Annotated in this window: 12 protein-coding genes; 5 read left to right on the forward strand and 7 right to left on the reverse strand. The window is 49.3% G+C overall.

Going from position 1 to position 17,573, the window contains the following annotated elements:
* Positions 1-44 precede the first annotated feature (44 nt).
* Genes LN341_RS05865 through LN341_RS05875 form a run of 3 tightly spaced genes read left to right on the forward strand, consistent with a single transcriptional unit; the run spans position 45 to position 6,711 of the window.
* Complete coding sequence (locus LN341_RS05865; protein WP_234204351.1) at positions 45-4,916, forward strand: DNA repair ATPase; 4,872 nt, start codon at positions 45-47, stop codon at positions 4,914-4,916.
* Positions 4,913-5,617, forward strand: a complete 705-nt coding sequence (locus LN341_RS05870) for a phospholipase D-like domain-containing protein (RefSeq protein WP_234204352.1) — start codon at positions 4,913-4,915, stop codon at positions 5,615-5,617. Before LN341_RS05865 ends, LN341_RS05870 begins: the two co-directional genes overlap by 4 nt.
* Before the next feature lie 11 nt (positions 5,618-5,628).
* A complete protein-coding gene (locus LN341_RS05875) occupies positions 5,629-6,711 on the forward strand; it encodes a toxic anion resistance protein (protein ID WP_234204354.1) in 1,083 nt (360 codons plus the stop codon).
* Positions 6,712-6,771: 60 nt separating this feature from the next.
* Here LN341_RS05875 and LN341_RS05880 read toward each other — a convergent pair whose 3' ends face one another.
* Together LN341_RS05880 and LN341_RS05885 are read right to left on the reverse strand one after the other, a co-directional pair.
* A complete protein-coding gene (locus LN341_RS05880) occupies positions 6,772-7,173 on the reverse strand; it encodes a hypothetical protein (RefSeq protein ID WP_234204356.1) in 402 nt (133 codons plus the stop codon).
* A gap of 403 nt (positions 7,174-7,576) precedes the next feature.
* Complete coding sequence (locus LN341_RS05885; protein WP_234204357.1) at positions 7,577-8,257, reverse strand: hypothetical protein; 681 nt, start codon at positions 8,255-8,257, stop codon at positions 7,577-7,579.
* Between the two features lie 331 nt (positions 8,258-8,588).
* Between LN341_RS05885 and LN341_RS05890 the strand changes: the two genes are divergently transcribed.
* A complete protein-coding gene (locus LN341_RS05890; protein ID WP_370643734.1) occupies positions 8,589-9,851 on the forward strand; it encodes an SGNH/GDSL hydrolase family protein in 1,263 nt (420 codons plus the stop codon).
* A 62-nt stretch (positions 9,852-9,913) separates the two neighbouring features.
* Here LN341_RS05890 and LN341_RS05895 read toward each other — a convergent pair whose 3' ends face one another.
* The 5 genes from LN341_RS05895 to dctP form a co-directional block, all read right to left on the reverse strand.
* Complete coding sequence (locus LN341_RS05895) at positions 9,914-10,942, reverse strand: LacI family DNA-binding transcriptional regulator (protein WP_234204360.1); 1,029 nt, start codon at positions 10,940-10,942, stop codon at positions 9,914-9,916.
* 96 nt (positions 10,943-11,038) lie between these two features.
* Positions 11,039-12,475, reverse strand: a complete 1,437-nt coding sequence (locus LN341_RS05900; RefSeq protein ID WP_234204361.1) for a 6-phospho-beta-glucosidase — start codon at positions 12,473-12,475, stop codon at positions 11,039-11,041.
* Between the two features lie 307 nt (positions 12,476-12,782).
* Positions 12,783-14,069, reverse strand: a complete 1,287-nt coding sequence (locus tag LN341_RS05905) for a TRAP transporter large permease (RefSeq protein ID WP_234204363.1) — start codon at positions 14,067-14,069, stop codon at positions 12,783-12,785.
* 26 nt (positions 14,070-14,095) lie between these two features.
* A complete protein-coding gene (locus tag LN341_RS05910) occupies positions 14,096-14,677 on the reverse strand; it encodes a TRAP transporter small permease (RefSeq protein ID WP_234204365.1) in 582 nt (193 codons plus the stop codon).
* Positions 14,678-14,734: 57 nt separating this feature from the next.
* Entirely contained in the window at positions 14,735-15,757 is a 1,023-nt protein-coding gene (dctP, locus tag LN341_RS05915; protein WP_234204368.1) for a TRAP transporter substrate-binding protein DctP, read from the reverse strand.
* 917 nt (positions 15,758-16,674) lie between these two features.
* Here dctP and yghU point away from each other — a divergent pair.
* Positions 16,675-17,532: a glutathione-dependent disulfide-bond oxidoreductase gene (gene yghU, locus LN341_RS05920; protein WP_234204370.1), complete on the forward strand. Its 858-nt coding sequence runs from the start codon at positions 16,675-16,677 to the stop codon at positions 17,530-17,532.
* The last annotated feature ends 41 nt before the right edge of the window (positions 17,533-17,573 follow it).

Consider the following 17,573-nt stretch of genomic DNA (forward strand, 5'->3'; position numbering starts at 1 on the left):
CACGCTTCCCGCCTCTTATGAGGCGGGATTTATTAGGTAATTGCATGTCCGAAACAACTCAACAAGCGGTGAGCGAGGGTGGGGCGTACGAAATACTGAAATCCCGTCTATTTCAGCAAGGTAAACAGCTCAAGTCCCTGTCTCAAACCTTTAATCATAATCGTCAGACAATCTTTGGCAGCCGGGAAAGTCAACTGGTTGGCAAAGCGAATGTCCAGACACAGGCCCGCTCCATTCCCATCGATATGGCGCAGGTCAATCAGCAATTGCTGTTCGGTTATCAGGTTCATGTCGGCCTGAAATCCTCTCCGTCCCTAGAGGATGTTTTTGGTTTATATCAATTACACGAGCAGGACGGCACGTTCCGGATTGAACCTTTATCGTTGGAAAACAGTTTTCTGACGGATGCCCGTTTTCTGCACGAATTCACCGAACTTTTTACTTACTACAGCGATGCCCGCCTGACACAGATCTCTCGTCAGGAAAGCATTCTGTACATTGCATTCCAGATCGGGATGCGTCCTGAAGACCGTAAAGTCTTCCGTTTCCAGCTCAATGCCAATTCGATTGAATATATTGACTCGCTGGGTAACAAACAGCTGGAAAATGTTCAGCAGCATGACTTTGACTGGATTGCCACAACCCGGGACGATCAGGTTGCGGGTACTCATCCGCACGTGTCGATCCGCGACAAATTGTTTGTCGAATGCATTGGCGGCGATCTGACCATCAAGGTGGAAGACAACACAGATGACGGTAAAGGGATCTACAGTGAATCGGTGGACGATCCGCATCAGAGTGTTGCCGATGCTTTCATTGAATATGCCTTTATTGGTGAGCTGATCGCGTTAAAAATCAAACCGCACCGTGAAAAGCATTCGCGCTATTTTATTTATAACCCGATCAATCAGTCTGTTGTCCGTGCTGATGCGTTAGGACTGAGTGCCAAAGCGCTGCCGGAAGATCACGGTGTGCTGTATTCCCACGGGTTTGTACTGGCCAACGGCGAGAGTAAGCAGTTTGACATGCCGTGGCAGCATCTGAAGTTCTTCCAGAAAATTGCCTCCCCCAACGGTGAAGATATCCTGTATTTCTTCTTCAACATGCTCGAAGGCCACTACGTTGGCTTTACCTATAACATGATTGAGAAGAAGTTTGCGGCGCCGCTGGAAAGCCATGGTTTCAGTTTGTACCCCGATGGCCGGATGCTGGTGTTCCAGTTGTCTGAAAATGCCGAAGCGTCCACTATCCATCCGCTGCGGATCTGGGACACGCCGTTCTCTACCCCGGAACACTATGCCGCGCAGAATGCCAGTGCTGACAGCACCAGCCCGCTGTTTAATCTGGGCAATGCCGAACTGGTTCGTGCCTTGTCTTCCGTCTTGTCAATCTGCCAGCTTGCCCAGACAGAAGATGTCACTCAGGCGGCTTTTGAAGTACTGCTGAAAGAGTGTCAGACCACGCTGGATCACTATCACTGGCTGAATCATCACTATGCGCTGGGCATGGGTGAGGTGATTAACAGTCTGATGGACACGGCAAACAAGATCATCGATGAGTTTGCCAAAGTGCTCCAGATGCAGCGTCATGCTGAAGAGAGTCTGGCTGAGCATCAGCAGGTTGTGGCGGATCTGATTGCGAAAATCAAACTGGCTCCGAAAGAGCAGGCCAATGTGCTGTTGTCCCTGCTGTCGGAGCTGAAAGCGCAGGTGGGTGCGACCATGGCGCTGCGTCAGCAGCACTATATGGACAGCGACAGTGTTGATGGCTTACTGGCGAACCTGCAGCAGCATCGCGAGCAGCTGAACCAGCAGTTACTGGCGTTGTTACAGGAAGAGAAGGCGTATCAGCCGTTTAAGCAACAGATTCACCAAATAGAATCATCGCTGGCGGATGTCAGTAAGACAGCAGACATTCAGGCCCTTCAGCAGCAGGTTGACTCGCTGCGTGCAGACTTGCAGCTGGTGTCTGAAGAAGTTACAGACATTGAAACCGATGATCCGACCCAGTCGACCCGGATTCTGGATCTGACCACTGAAGTCTCCTCGTTACTCAATGCGGTGTCGGCCAAACTGAGAAACAAATCGCAGAGTCTGCAAAGCCATGAAGCACAGGCCGAATTCAGTGCTCAGTTCAAATTGCTGAGTCAGTCGGTCAGCAGCTCGATGGAGCAGGCGACCTCACCGGATGAATGTGATACCCAATTGGCGAAACTGGTGGGTCAGCTGGACAAACTGGAGTCCCGTTTTGCCGATTTCGACCAGTTTCTGGTGGAGATTTACGCCAAGCGTGATGAAATTCAGTCAACGCTGGACAACCACAAGCAACAGCTGATTGCAGCGCAGCAGCGCCGGGTACAGAACCTGATGCAGGCTGCCAATGTCACCATGGGCAGCGTCGAAAAGCGGGTATCCCGCTTTGATGATGTGAAAGCGCTCAACAGTTATTTTGCGACCGACGCCATGGTGCTCAAATTGCATCAGCTGTCGCAGTCGATTCGTGATCTGGGTGACAGCGTCAAGGCCGACAGTCTGGATGCGAAGCTCAAATCGCTGCAAGACCAGTCGTTGCGTTCGCTTCGCGATAATCAGGATATCTTCGAAGAGGGCGGCAAGGTGCTGCGGCTGGGCCGTCACAAGTTCAGCGTCAACCAGCAGGCGCTTGATCTGAGTCTGGTAGAGCACAACAAACAACTTTGCACCCATATTTCCGGTACCGATTTTTATCAGCCCATCGAAGATGAAACCTTCCTGTCGCTGCAGCAAATCGCGCGCCTTGATGTGTCTTCTGAAAGTGACGGAGTTTACCGCGCTGAATACCTGGCCTATTTGATGCTGCACAGTGCGATGAATCAAGCCGACGATCTGTCGCTTGCCCAGCTTTATCAGGCTGGCCGTGATAAATCCTTGTTGCCGCTGGTTCAGCGCTTTGCTGCACCGCGCTACAAAGAAGGGTATGTCAAAGGGATCCACGATCACGATGCCGCTCTGATACTGCAGGGTGTGCTGCCGACCTTTGAACAGGCCGGATTGTTGCGATTCAGTCAGCGGGCGCGGGCCAATGCATTACTCTGGCTGATGATGCAGACGGACGCTGAACTGCATGGCTGGCAGGAAAAAGCGAAAAATGCACAGTTGCTGAAAGAGCATCTCAATTCAGCAGATGCATTCCAGTCGCTGCAGCAAACGCTGGCCGAGTTGGTTCCGGGGCTGGCTGCCATGGAGAGCAGCGATTATCTGATCCGGTTACTGGCCGGCACGGATGGGCGGATTGAAGTCAGTCAGGATGCATTTGAGCTGAGTGAAGATTACCTGCAATTTCGTCGCAGTCTGGGCTGGGCAGGCGAGCAACAGGCGCTGGATGTTGCCTTTGCCGATCATCAGCAATGGCTGAGTGCTTACACCGCTCAGAAATCTTACGGTCAGCCGTTTGTGGTGGAAGCCGCCGCGATTGCGGTCTGTAAAACGCATTCCGAGCGGCTGTTGAGTCCGGTGGACTTCTCACTGGCTTGTCCGGTTGAGGGCTTGTTGGGTGAACACGATCGGGTTCAGGAAGGCAAGCTGACACTGGTTCTGGATGATTTCATTCAGCGAAGCGAACATCACCGCAGCGTGGTGGTCCCTCAGTTTGACGCCTATCTGAATCAACGGACGGCATTGCTGAATCAGGCCAAAGAACAGTTCAGGCTCAGTGAGTTTAAACCGCGTCCGCTAACCTCTTTCGTTCGCAACAAGCTGATCAGCGACAGCTACCTGCACCTGATTGGCGACAACTTTGCCAAGCAGATGGGCACAGTGGGCGACAAGAAGCGAACGGATCTGATGGGGTTGCTGCTGCTGATCTCTCCGCCGGGTTACGGTAAAACCACTCTGATTGAATATGTGGCGCATAAGCTGGGCCTGGTCTTCATGAAGATCAACGGTCCGTCGATTGGTCATCAGGTCACTTCGCTGGATCCCGCCGATGCGCCGGATCAGAACTCAGCGCGTGAAATTGAGAAGATCAATCTGGCCTTCGAAATGGGTAATAACGTGTTGCTGTATCTGGATGATATTCAGCACACCAGCCCGGAACTGTTGCAGAAATTTATCTCGCTCTGTGACGGGACGCGACGGATTGAAGGAACCTGGCAAGGCAAAACCAAAACCTATGATATGCGCGGCAAGAAATTCGCTGTGGTCATGGCCGGAAACCCGTACACAGAAACCGGTGAAGCGTTCCGGATTCCGGACATGCTGGCGAACCGGGCCGATATCTATAACCTGGGCGATATGCTGTCGGATCAGCAACATGCGTTTGAGCTGAGCTTCATTGAGAACTCACTCACCTCCAATCCGGTGCTGGCACCACTGGCAACACGAGATCTCAATGATCTGTATCGTTTTGTCAAAATGGCGCAGGGGGATGGTGTTGCCCTGAGCGATATGTCGCACTCGTATTCATCTACCGAAGCTAACGAAATTGTGGCGACGCTGCAAAAACTGATGCGGGTTCAGCAGACGGTTCTGAAGGTGAATCAGCAGTACATTCTGTCGGCAGCGACGGCAGACGATTACCGCGTTGAACCGCCGTTCAAGCTGCAGGGTTCTTACCGGAACATGAACAAACTGGCGGAGAAAATCGCTTCGGTGATGACGGATGATGAGCTCAATACCCTGCTTCAGGATCATTATCAGGGCGAAGCGCAGACGCTGGCGAATGGCACAGAAGAGAACCTGCTCAAGCTGGCAGAGTTGCGCGGCAATATGAGCGCTGAGCAGAAAGTTCGCTGGGAAGAGATCAAACAGGCTTATCAGCGCAAGCAAATGATGGGTGATGACAGTGACCGGGCAGGACAAGTGGTTCAGCAACTGGCGATGCTGAATCAGCATATCGCACGGTTTGCTCAGCCAGTCAAATTGGAGGATTTGGAATGAACCAGCAACAGTGGCTCGACTGGCTGAAAGCGTCGCTTGACGATGGCCGGCTGGATGACAGCGAGCGGCGTGAATTACAGGCTTCACTGGTGGAAGAGGGGTTATCAGATGATGATCGTGCTTTTTTGCGCAACCAGAGCTTCAAACTGGCGCAACAAGCCATACAGGAAGGGACAGAGTCCCTTGCTGTACTTCGCTGGCTGGAACGTGTCGTGAAAGTGCTCGATAACACCCGCAGCTCTGCCATTGCAGAGGTGGCGACCAGTTGGTTTTCACCGGGGCGTGACTGCGCAGGCGGAATCATTGAGCAACTGCGTCAGGCACGGAGCAAGATTGATATCTGTGTGTTTACGATTGCAGATGATGAACTGACCAAACACATTCTGGCAGCGCATGAACGCGGCGTGCAGGTACGGGTGATCACCGATAACGACAAACTCAATGATACCGGCAGTGATATTGATTATCTGGCACGCAAAGGCGTGGCCGTGAAAATTGATACCACGCCTTATCATATGCACCATAAATTTGCCGTATTTGATGGCACCCGACTCATCAACGGCAGTTTCAACTGGACGCGCAGTGCATCCAGATACAATCAGGAAGACATTACGCTGACGGATGACCGCCGTTTTCTGACAGCGTTCGAGCAGCAGTTCGACGAGCTGTGGCAGCGTTTTCCATGCCATCAGCCGAGTTAAGGAGAGCCAACATGAACGACATTGTGAACCCGGCGCCACAAGCTGCCCACTCAGCCCAACCAACAGACTTATTGGAAGTGACCCCTGAAATCGTTGCCTTGTCAGACAGCTTTGATCCTTTCGACGCTGTTGCAACCATCACATTTGGTAAAGAAGCGCTGGAAAAAATCACCGCATTTTCCGATAACGTGCTGGAGCAAGTTCGGGTCCGTGATACCGGAGATGCCGGAGAAATTCTGCAATCTATGGTGGAGTCGATGGACAGCGCTGCGTTTGATCAGCTCAAAGGTAATAGCTTTCTGGCGAATCTGCCGCTGATTGGTGAACTGTTTGATTCCTTCAAAAAGTTCTCCCGCAGCTTCGATTCGGTCAAGCAGCAGCTTGAGCAGCTGTCGCAGCAACTGGAAGCGCAGGAAGTGAAACTGGCGTACGATATCACGCAGCTGGATGGCCTTTACGATAACAACCTTGAGTTGCTCAAAGGTCTGGAGCACTTCATTGCCGCGGGTAAATACAAACTCAATCAGCTGAACACGGATGTATTACCTGCCTTGCACGCGGCGTCTGTTCAATCCGGCGATGCGCTGGACGCACAGAAATACCGTGACGCCAGTCAGGCAGTCGCGCGACTGGAAAAACGGATTCATAATCTGGAGCTTACCCGGCTTGCTGCGGTGCAAACCGCGCCGCAAATCCGTTTGTCGCAGGAAGGCAATAAAATGTTGATGGAAGATATCCAGGATATCGTTCATAACACCTTTCCTTTGTGGAAACGCCAGTTCCTGATTGCGATTTCCAACTACGAGAAAGAAAAGGCGTTGCGAGTCACCCGCACTGTGAAGGATTACACTAACAAACAGTACGTGAAAAACGCGGAACACCTGAAAGTACTGGAAGAGCAAATTGCTGAAAACTACCAGCGCGGCATTCTGGATATCGAATCCCTGCAGGCGGTCAACCAATTAACGATTGAAACGCTGAACAACACGTTATCCCGCGTCAAAGAAGGTCGTCAGCAACGTGAGCAGGCCGAAAAAGTGATTGCGAAAGCCGAGCAAGAGCTGAAAGTGGCGTTGCAGCAGACGCTTGAATGATGATGTTGGACAGCACAATGGGTGCGCCTTAATCAGAACGGCAGTTAACACTGCCGTTTTTTATGGTTGTGTTTCCTGATGACTTTCAGGTTGCTGAGCTTTAGTCAGTGTGGGGTGGAGTGTTTTATAACGATATAGCGCTACATTCATCGGAATATAGGTCAGAATGAGAAATGAGAACAACGCCATTGCCACTGTCTCTATCGCTTCCAGATCAATAATCATCAAGGTAACGAGACAGGGCCATACCATGAAGAAAGGTGAGAAATACCGCCAAAATTGTGCTGAAAAATATTGAATACGGTATACATAACCCTGTAAACCAATCACAGCGAATAATAAAACAACACAGTCGATAATACTCAGAAGCGTCAGCGCATCCTGATAGGAAAGACGAATCGCCATGATGAGATTATAAATACTGAACCAGAAATATAGTTTCCACAAACGCATAATTTTCAAAATGTTAGACTGCTGTATAGCCTTTATATCACACGGGTTTTAATACCAGAAATTGAATTTAAAACAGTGCGGTTGTGGTTCAATAAAATGAATGTATACTTTGTTTATCAGAATTCCAAAAAGTTGATATCACATTGTTGCTATCAAGCAGTTCACTATAGCGATGAACGAGATCACAAATTCCGCAGTGCTGCCATACCATTAGGTACCTCAGCCATGCATACTATCATGTGTATGCTCGCGTTCATCTGAATAACGTAGAAATAACGTAAAGGCGTCTTCTTATAAAACTATTGAAACTGACTCATTGAGGAAAAAGAAGGGTAATGACTTGTAATTTAAAGTTTCTGTTCCGATCTTATTAAATTTAAATGGCTAACATTTGTTAGCCATTATGCCTGAGTTAGTAATTGGCTTTATTAAAGTTCCTTATAACTTTATATTTTATAAGCTCATTGCTTGCATCAATTACTTCTACTCTGGCGCCTTTGTAACCTATCAGTTTTGATGAGTTTAAATCGTATTCAACATCATTGTTGAATGCAGGTCTTGCATGGTTATTTGAAAATTCTCTATAACCAATGTTAATTTTATTTCCAACTTTTCCACTGTAGATTAATGTCTGTTGAAAAGAGTTACTAGACAACACAGGTTTCTTTTCGCGTTCGAATTTAACATTTTGTTCGCATGCCATTGCATTAATTGCCGTTATAATACATACGGTTGGCTTGTTTTTATAGACCATTATAGCTTGCCACGGATCAGATAATGCAGCTTTATTAATTGAACCACTTTCAGAGTCGTTGCTAGGCATATAAGTCTCTGAATTATGATCTTCTCCCTTCTTTATATAGTATCCAGGTAATAGGTCATAAGACCAACCAATACTGACCATCTCGTGCAAGTAAATTGCATCATGTTCTGCATATTTTCCTTGCTTTAACAAAATATCGCCAACATATGCAATGTTAACTGAGCCTATAGGTGGCTCGCTAATCTCTGTTGTTTCAGCTCGATAGTTGTAATCTGGAGATGCACAACCTCCGATTACACCAGCAATTAATAAAATAAATAGCCTTTTCATGCTTTCTCCACTGCCAATAATTGATCTATTTAGTTTTGAGATAAATGCTTTTATAGCATATTTCTCCTTTTTTAATGTACGTTAAGACGGTAACAATCCGTATTTAGGCGGAAAATGTGACGTTGAGAGTGACGTAAAATTAATCACAACCACTCGCCGACACCCAGAACAAATATGAAAAAATCGTTTACAAATTCACCCCGGTTTGAAGTGGGTTCCATTTTATTGCTCGCAGTTTCACTGCAACTTTGACACCCTCCGTTACCATCATCTATAGGTCATACCTCTTACCAATAACGTATGGCTCATTATGAAAAAATCATTACTCTTCATGCTGTTACCTTTTGCCGCTGCTGCACAAACTGGAGATGCACCTGCTTTACATCATCCATTTGTTCAAACTGTGTCTCAGCCCAGTGCTGTACCTTTGTCGGCGGCGCAGATTGAACAGGTGCAAAGCAGTAACACTTATACTTATGTTCGTTGCTGGTATCGTCCGGCGCAGACGCACGATGATCCGGCCACCACCTGGGAGTGGGCGCTGGATGAAAACGGCGAGTATTACCAGCTTAGCGGTTACTGGTGGTCATCCTGGTCGTTTAAGAATATGTTCTATACTCATACGCCGCAGTCAGAGATCAAAGCGCGCTGTGCAGAAACCTTAGGGGTCAGCCATGACACGGCTGACATGACCTATTTTGCTGCCGATAACAGCTTGTCTTATAACCATTCCATCTGGACCAATGATCTGGGTGTCTTTATGGGCATTAATAAAGTGGTCGCTTTTGGTGACAGCCTGTCGGACACCGGCAATCTGTTCAACGCCTCTCAATGGGTGTTTCCGAACCGCAATTCCTGGTTTCTGGGGCACTTCTCAAACGGTTTTGTCTGGACAGAGTATCTGGCGGAGAGTTTGAATCTGCCGCTGTACAACTGGGCGGTAGGGGGAGCGGCGGGTTCCAATCAGTATGTTGCTCTGACGGGGGTGACAGAGCAAGTCACGTCATATCTTGAGTACATGCAACTGGCTCAGAATTACCATCCGGCCAATACCTTGTTTACGCTGGAGTTCGGGCTGAACGATTTCATGAATTACGATCGCACGGTGGAAGAAGCCAAAGCCGATTACAGCTCGGCCATGAAGCGCTTAACCGAATCGGGCGCTCAAAACATTTTGCTGATGACCTTGCCGGATGCCACCCGTGCACCGCAGTTTAAGTATTCGACGCAGGCAGAGATCGATAAGGTGCAGGCGAAAATTCTGGCCTTTAATGCTTTCATTAAGACCGAGGCCAAACATTATCAGGGCAAAGGAATCAAGGTCGTGCTGTTTGATGCACACCATTTGTTTGAGCAGATTACGTCTAATCCGGCATCACACGGTTTTGCCAATGCCAAAGATGCCTGTCTGGATATTAATCGCAGCTCCGCGGCAGACTACCTGTACAGCCACAGTTTTACCGATGAATGTGCGTATCACGGGTCGGATAAGTATGTGTTCTGGGGGGTGACGCACCCAACCACAGCCACCCATCAATACATCGCCAATGCCATGTACCTGCCGGTGATTTCCACCTTTAACATCAAGCCTTAACGACATACTGGAACTTGGCAAGCAGGGCATTCGCCCTGCTTTTTCAGTGAAGGGAAGGTGATTCAGCCCTCAGTATGGCGAGTTTCCGATGCCAGAGCCTGCGTTGATTCCCGTAAAACCAGCTCCCCGGTATAGGTCTGGTGATGCGTTTGGACGGACTGTTTATTGGCTAAGGCTATTGCCAGTGTCATGGCGTCTTGCGTGAGCCGGACAATAGGTAATGAGACGGTAGTGAGGCTGGGAATGGCATAAGCGGCAGCAGGCTCATTATCGATACCCATTACTGAGATATCCTGTGGCACACGCAAACTGTGATCATGCAGAGCCCGAATGGCGCCGATTGCCATGTCATCGTTACAGGCAAAAATGGCGCTGAAGCTCTGCTGGCTGCCCAGGAGTTGCTCAACAGCCTGAGAACCGCTCGCCAGGGTGTTGGTGCCTTCATGAACCCGGCCGGGCTGCATGGTTATCTGGTGCTGCTCCAGCATTTGCTGATACACCGCATAGCGAATCTGACCGGTTTCGCTGGCTAGTGGGGAAGTAATACAGGCAATGTTGCGGTGGCCGAGATCAAGCAAGTGCTGCATGGCAATCTCTGCCAGTTGACGCTGATCCAAGCCGAAACTGTGCAGAGTGCTATCTTCTGACTGACGGTTCAGGATGATCAGCGGCGGCAGTACGCTTTGCTGCAGAGCAGCCAGATCGGCAAGGCTTAAATGGCGGCTGTAGAGCAATATGGCATCACAGCGCTGACTGGCTAAGGTGGCAACGGCTTCCCTTTCTCCGTCAGCAGTGTTGCGGCTGTTAACCACCAACAGTTTTTTGTTGTCCCGCTGCGTGCTTTGCTCGGCATGGTGCAGAATGCTGCCAAAATAGCTGCTTTGAAAATGGGGCAAAATCAGGCCAATGGTATTGGAGGTATTGGTTGCCAGTGCCTGCGCCAGTGCGTTGGGCTGATAACCGAGAGCTTGCATGGCAGCAAGCACAGCGTCGCGGGTAGCGGCTTTGACCTGCCCGGTGCCATTTAAAACACGTGACACTGTGGCTTTGGAGTAGCCGGTTGCTTTACACACATCGTTTATGGTTGCCATTGCCTGTCCTCTTTATCATCCGGCTACGGACAGTAAGCCGCAGCCGGATGGCGAGTGTAACGAACTTTAGCTGTGGTTAGAATGCTTTATCTGTCGTTACAGGTTTTCACCGTTGCTGGCGATGACGTTCTGGTACCAGAAGAAACTCTTTTTCTTCGACCGTGCCATGGTGCCACTGCCGTCATCATGCTTATCGACATAAATAAAGCCGTAGCGTTTTCGGTATTCGCCGGTTGTGAAAGACACGCAGTCGATGCAGCCCCACGGGGTGTAACCCATGACATCAACGCCTTCAAGGGTGATGGCTTCTTTCACGGCCCGGATATGCGCACTCAGGTAGTCGATCCGGTAGTCGTCATTGATGGCGCCATCATCGCCAACCTGATCAATGGCACCAAAACCGTTTTCTACAATGAAGATAGGTTTCTGGTAGCGTTCGTACAGATCAGACAGCGCAACGCGCAGACCATCGGGATCAATTTGCCAGCCCCAGTCAGAAGCTGGAAGGTAAGGGTTCAGCTGACTGTCTTCAAACAGAGAAGTGGTATCGCCGTCCTGATCTTTTTTCGTAGAGACGATGTTGGTCATGTAATAGCTGATGGCCAGATAATCGGCGCAGCCTTCGCGTAAAATGACCTCATCGTCTGGCTGCATCTCAACCGCGATGCCTTTTCGTTCCCACTCTTTGCGCAGGTAACTGGGATAATAGCCCCGTACCTGAACGTCACTGAACAGGTATTTCTGACGCATCAGTTCCTGCGCCAGCAGCACGTCATCCGGGTGGCAGGTAGCAGGGTAGAGCGGCATCATGTGAATCATGCTGCCGATTTTGAAATCCGGGTTGATCTCATGGCCCAGCTTCACCACTTTTGCACTGGCCAGAAACTGATGGTGCAACACCTGATACATCACCTGTTCCGGATGGTCATGATCGCTGTAGATCATGCCTGAGTTGCAGTATCCCCAGATAGGCAATTTCCAGTTGCGCTGGTTATTGATTTCGTTGAAGGTGATCCAGTATTTCACCTTGTGCTGATAACGCGCCATCACGACCCGGCTGAAGGTCACGAAGAAGTCGACAACCTCGCGGTTCAGCCAGCTTCCGTAGTGCTTCACCAGATGGTTCGGCATCTCAAAGTGAGACAGGGTGATCACAGGTTCGATCCCGTGTTTGAGCAATTCATCAAACAGATCGTCATAAAACTGCAAACCGGCTTCATTGGGTTCTTTTTCATCGCCATTAGGAAAAATGCGAGTCCAGGCAATGGAGGTCCGAAAACATTTAAAGCCCATCTCGGCAAACAGCGCGATGTCTTCTTTATACCTGTGATAGAAATCAACGGCTTCATGGTTGGGATAGAAGTGTTCCGCTTCGACTGTTTCTGTGATCACTCGCGGCACTTCATGGGCGCCTTTGGTCAGTACATCGACCACGCTGGCGCCCTTGCCGCCCTGATCCCATCCTCCTTCAACCTGATGGGCCGCTACGGCGCCGCCCCAGAGAAAATCCGTTGGAAAGCCTTGTTGTGACATCGGTAACCCCCTTGTGATGGCAAAACGATCTCAAGATCAATATTGGATACTGAGCGCAGTGTAGATCATTAAAACCGAAAATGTAACCGGTTTCTGTAACCGGTTTCTTTTTGGTGGGACAGAGAAAGTATTGTGCTTGCGTCTTAGAAAGTGGCATTGGGGAACGCCGGAGAAAGGTGCTGAGGAGCAGGCAATATGCCAACCTGAGTACGTAAATACATTGGCTGACATACTGCCAGGACCTAAGGCGGGAAGCGTTTTTCAGTCTGTGCCTTAGTCGCCCGTGAGCTTAAAGCTGCTGCGGAAGCTATTCAGCGAATGCGATGTCCCTCAGGAACAGGGCAATCTCTGGGAAGAACACCAGCAGTGCGGCTGAAATCAGCAAGATGGCGATAAAGGGGGCAGTGCCTCGCACCACTTCCCAGTAGGGCTTTTTGAACACGGCAATGGCGGTAAAGATGTCACAGCCGAATGGCGGTGTGGCAGAACCAATGGCCACCTGCAAGGTAATAATGATCCCGACATGAACAGGATCGAGATTGGTGGCTTCGATGGCCGGCGCAAAAATGGGTGTCAGCACCAGAATCACCACAATCGGGTCGACAAACATGCAGGCGATAAAAAAGGCAACAGAAATAGAAGCCAGCACACCAAGCGGACCCATTTCATCAATGCCGACCGCATCCAGGATCATCTGAGGAATTTGCGCGAACGAAATAATCCAGGAAAAGCCATTGCCGACACCGACCAGAATGAAAACGACCGCAGTGATCAAGCCGGTGGATTTGGCGATGGCGTAAATATCTTTGCTGCCCAGCGAGCGAAAAACAATGAACTCCAGAAAGACAGCGTAAAGCACACACACAGCTGCGGCTTCGGTCGGGCTGAAAATCCCGCCGTAAATCCCGCCGACGATAATCACCGGAAACATCAGCGGCCAGATGGCGTTTTTAGCCGCATTAATGCGCTCAGACCAGCTGGCTTTTGGTTCTGTGGGCACCTTGTTGATGGTCGCGTATGCCAGACAATAGAGTGAAAAGAAGGCCAGAATCATCAGACCGGGGCCGACGCCCGCAATGAAAAGCTCAGCAATTGAGGTTTCCGAGATGACACCATAAATGATCATCCCGATACTGGGCGGGATCAGAAAAGCAATATCACTGGCGTTGATGATCAGGGCCAAGGAAAAAGAATCGCTGTAACCGGCTTTGAGCAGCTTGGGGCGCAGAGTTGAACCCACGGCGACCACAGTGGCCTGGGTGGAACCTGATACTGCGCCGAACAGGGTGCAGGAAGCCGCGGTACTGATAGCCAGGCCACCCCGGATATGACCGATAAAGGTCATTACCATATCTATCAGGCGGTTGGCTGAGTGGCCGCGGGTCATGATATCCGCAGCCAGAATAAACATGGGGACGGCAATCAGAGAGGCCGGGCGGATCCCGCCCAGCACTTGCTGGATAAAGGTATCCATTTGTCCCATTCCGCCAAACATCATGTAGAAACCGGTCAGGGCGGCGGTAATCAGAGGGATCATCATCGGGAAGCCGATCAACAGCATCACTATCATGATCAGCATTAAGGTCATAGCCATGGTGAATACCTTTTATACTTCATTTTTTATTTCTGTATGTCACTTTCAGTCTTCGTGTACTGGTCAAGCACACCGGTGGAGAGGTAGATATCCGGGCTGGTGGCATTTTTATAGGCGGTCAGCAGGTACTGCACACCTGTGACAGAAAAACCGAGTGGAACCCAGATATATATCCACCAGATTTCAAAACCGAGTGCCGGTAAAATACGGCCGCGCTCAAACACGGACACCACATACTGGAAAGAAAAATAAGCCAGCAGGAACATGATCGCAGCAGTGATGACGGCAATCAGGATCATGACGATTTTCCGGCCGGTGAAAGGCAGCATGTCGTACAACGCAGACATGCGGATGTGGCGGCCATGGCGGGCAGCATAACCAATGCCGGCAAAAGTAATCAGAATGATAAGGATGCGATTGATTTCGCCGGAGAAGAACAGGCCCTGGCCAAAGCCAAACCGCGCCACCACGTTCACGCAGGTGTTCAGGGCCATGAGCAACACGCCTGTGGCAAGCATGAAGGATTCAATTTTACTGATCAGTGTATCGACTTTGCCGAGCACACCGGGCAATTCCGAGTGGTATTCCAATGATTCGGAATCGGACATAACAACTTCCTCAAACAGTAAGGTACCGCCGGTCAGGCGGTACCTCGTACGACTTTATTATTGTTGAGCTGCTTTTAAGTCAGCTTTGAACTGGTCCAGCAGTTCCTGACCGTCCGACCCTGTCATTTCAATAAAGGTTTTTTCTACCTGAGGTGCACGTGCTTTGAATTTGGCAATTTGCTCGGCAGATAAGCGCGTTACCGTGACATCGTCACTGGATTGCTCGATTTTCGCGAGGGACTTCTCAGCCAGACCCGTAATGTGTTTCATGGTCTCACTGAAGGCATATTCCGCCGCTTGTCTTACCATTTCCTGGTCTTCGTCCGACAGGCCATCAAAGAATTTCTTGTTCGCCATCGAAGCTGTGGTGAACCAGCCGTGGTGCGTAAAGATCAGGTTTGGAGAGACTTCGTACAAACCGCCGGACTCAATCCAGAAAATAGGGTTTTCCTGGCCCTGAATCATATTGGTCTGCAGCGCACCGTAGACTTCACCCCAGGGCAGTGGGGTTGGTGTCGCACCAAAGGCTTCATAGGTAGAAGACAGCAGCGGGTTCGTCATGACACGGATTTTCTTGCCTTTGAGCTCTTCCGGAGAAGTAATGGGTTCATCCACCGTCATGACCATTTCGCCTTCAGGGTACATCTTCAGCAGCTCTAAGCCTTGTTCTTCATACAGCGCTGGGAAGTTGTTGTTCACCGCTTTACTGGTTTTGAAGAAATTGATCACGGCTTTCATATCGGTTGGCATCAGATAAGGAATGAAGAAAATTTGTGCCTCAGGAATGAGCGAGCCGGTAAAGCCGGGAGACTGGTTTACAAACTGCAAAATACCTGCCTGGGTTTGTTCCATAATATCGTCTGACTCACCCAGTTCACCAAAACGGTATATTTTCAGATTATGGTCAGAATGCTCTTCAATATAATCTTTAAATTTGTGGGCATAAACGTCCTGGACATCGCCTTCATATTCTTCGTGAGCGTAACGCCAGGTGTCTGCATGAGCCAGAGTGGAAAACCCTAAAGTGGCAGCAACACAAGACAGTGCAGCCATTTGCTTGATATGACGGTGAATCAACATCACGTCCCTCCTTATGGAATGCGTTAATGCCATGTCGGGAAAAATAATTAATCCGTGACGGTTTAACACACGGTTAATTGTGGTTTTTATCCTGTCGAACAGTGGCAATTTTCAGTTTCAGTCCTTTAATACCCTGACAACATTATTGTTTTTATTAAAGTAATTCGTCGGTGTAATGTCTTTGGGTGTGACTTGTGTCACGATTATATGGCTGGTTCTTTCATGCCTCAGATAATACCAATCAATGGGTTGACATTATTTAAAATGGGATTATTCCTGTTTTATGGTTGTTATTTATTTTTAATTGAATGGTTAATTAAAAATAAATAATTCATAAAGCAATGAAGTGATGACTTGTCACTTTTTTCATATTTTTGACTGATTTGTGCAGCTGATTTTAATATTCTCTGTCTATTTTAATCCACTGCTATTTGATTGCTCTGATTTATTCGTCTCAGTGAATCATCTTCAGTGAAAGCAGTGGTGCCAGTGAATTTCCTTGATCATTAAAAACAGGTTAGTTGTCATGTAATGGCTGATGGGCAGAGAAATACTTGGTATTTTTTCAGTTTTGTTCCGTCATGACTCCGAAATGGACAAATAAAGAGAAATGCAGCCTGCGGATGATGTCGCGGGTAATTTTCTGGCAGTCGGTCGGTCTGAGTCTGTCAGTCAATGAACGAATAAAATCGCGATTAGGCATGACTGGGTCAAATGAATTGTGCGCCTGAGTGCTTATTGCTGTGACAGGGCAGGCAAATGCGTCTTCTGATAACCTTGTCATTGGCCTATATACTTTGTGGAACGTGTTCAGCGTCAAGGGCATCTGACACAAGGGCCTTTAAGGCTGTGATTTGGTAAAGAATGACCCTATATCTATCAGTCAGGGTCGATGTTATTGAATGAGGGTAAACAGAATGGCAAATGAATATGTACCACCGAAAGTCTGGACGATGGATGCGGAAAACGGCGGTGAGTGGGCGAGTATCAACCGCCCTGATTCCGGTGCCAGATATCAGCAGGCTTTACCTGTGGGTGCCCATCCACTACAGCTTTATTCTCTGGCCACACCCAATGGCCAGAAGATTACCATCATGCTTGAAGAGCTGCTGGCGTTGGGGGTGACCGATGCTGAGTATGATGCGCACCTGATTAACATCGGTGATGGCGATCAGTTCTCCTCAGGCTTTGTGGCGGTTAATCCGAATTCGAAAATCCCGGCGCTGGTGGATCAATCCGGGCCAAGCCCTGTCAATGTGTTTGAGTCGGGCTCGATTCTGGTCTATCTGGCGGAAAAATTCGGCTACTTTTTACCGGTCGAGATTGCCGAGCGTACCCGGGTGTTGAACTGGTTGTTCTGGCTGCAAGGCTCTGCGCCTTATCTGGGCGGCGGCTTCGGTCATTTTTATGCGTATGCACCGGAGAAGTTCGAATACCCGATCAATCGCTTCACCATGGAAACCAAACGCCAATTGGATGTGTTGGATAAGCAACTGGCAAACAATACCTATATCGCCGGTGAAGAGTACAGTATTGCTGATATGGCGATCTGGCCCTGGTACGGCAATCTGGTGCTGGGCTATGCCTACGATGCGGCCGAGTTTCTCGATGCCGGCAGTTACCCCCATGTGCAGCGCTGGGCGAAAGCCATTTTACAACGCCCGGCGGTACAGCGCGGCCGTATTGTGAACAGAACGTCCGGTGAAGCATGGGAAGTACTGCCAGAGCGCCACAGCGCGGCGGATATTGACGCAGTGCTCAAACTGAAGCCCTGATTTATTCAGCCATAGTTAGCCAGTTTATTCAGCTTTGAAGT

It is taken from the genome of Photobacterium sp. TLY01, assembly GCF_021432065.1.
GTDB classification, from domain to species: Bacteria; Pseudomonadota; Gammaproteobacteria; order Enterobacterales; family Vibrionaceae; genus Photobacterium; species Photobacterium halotolerans_A.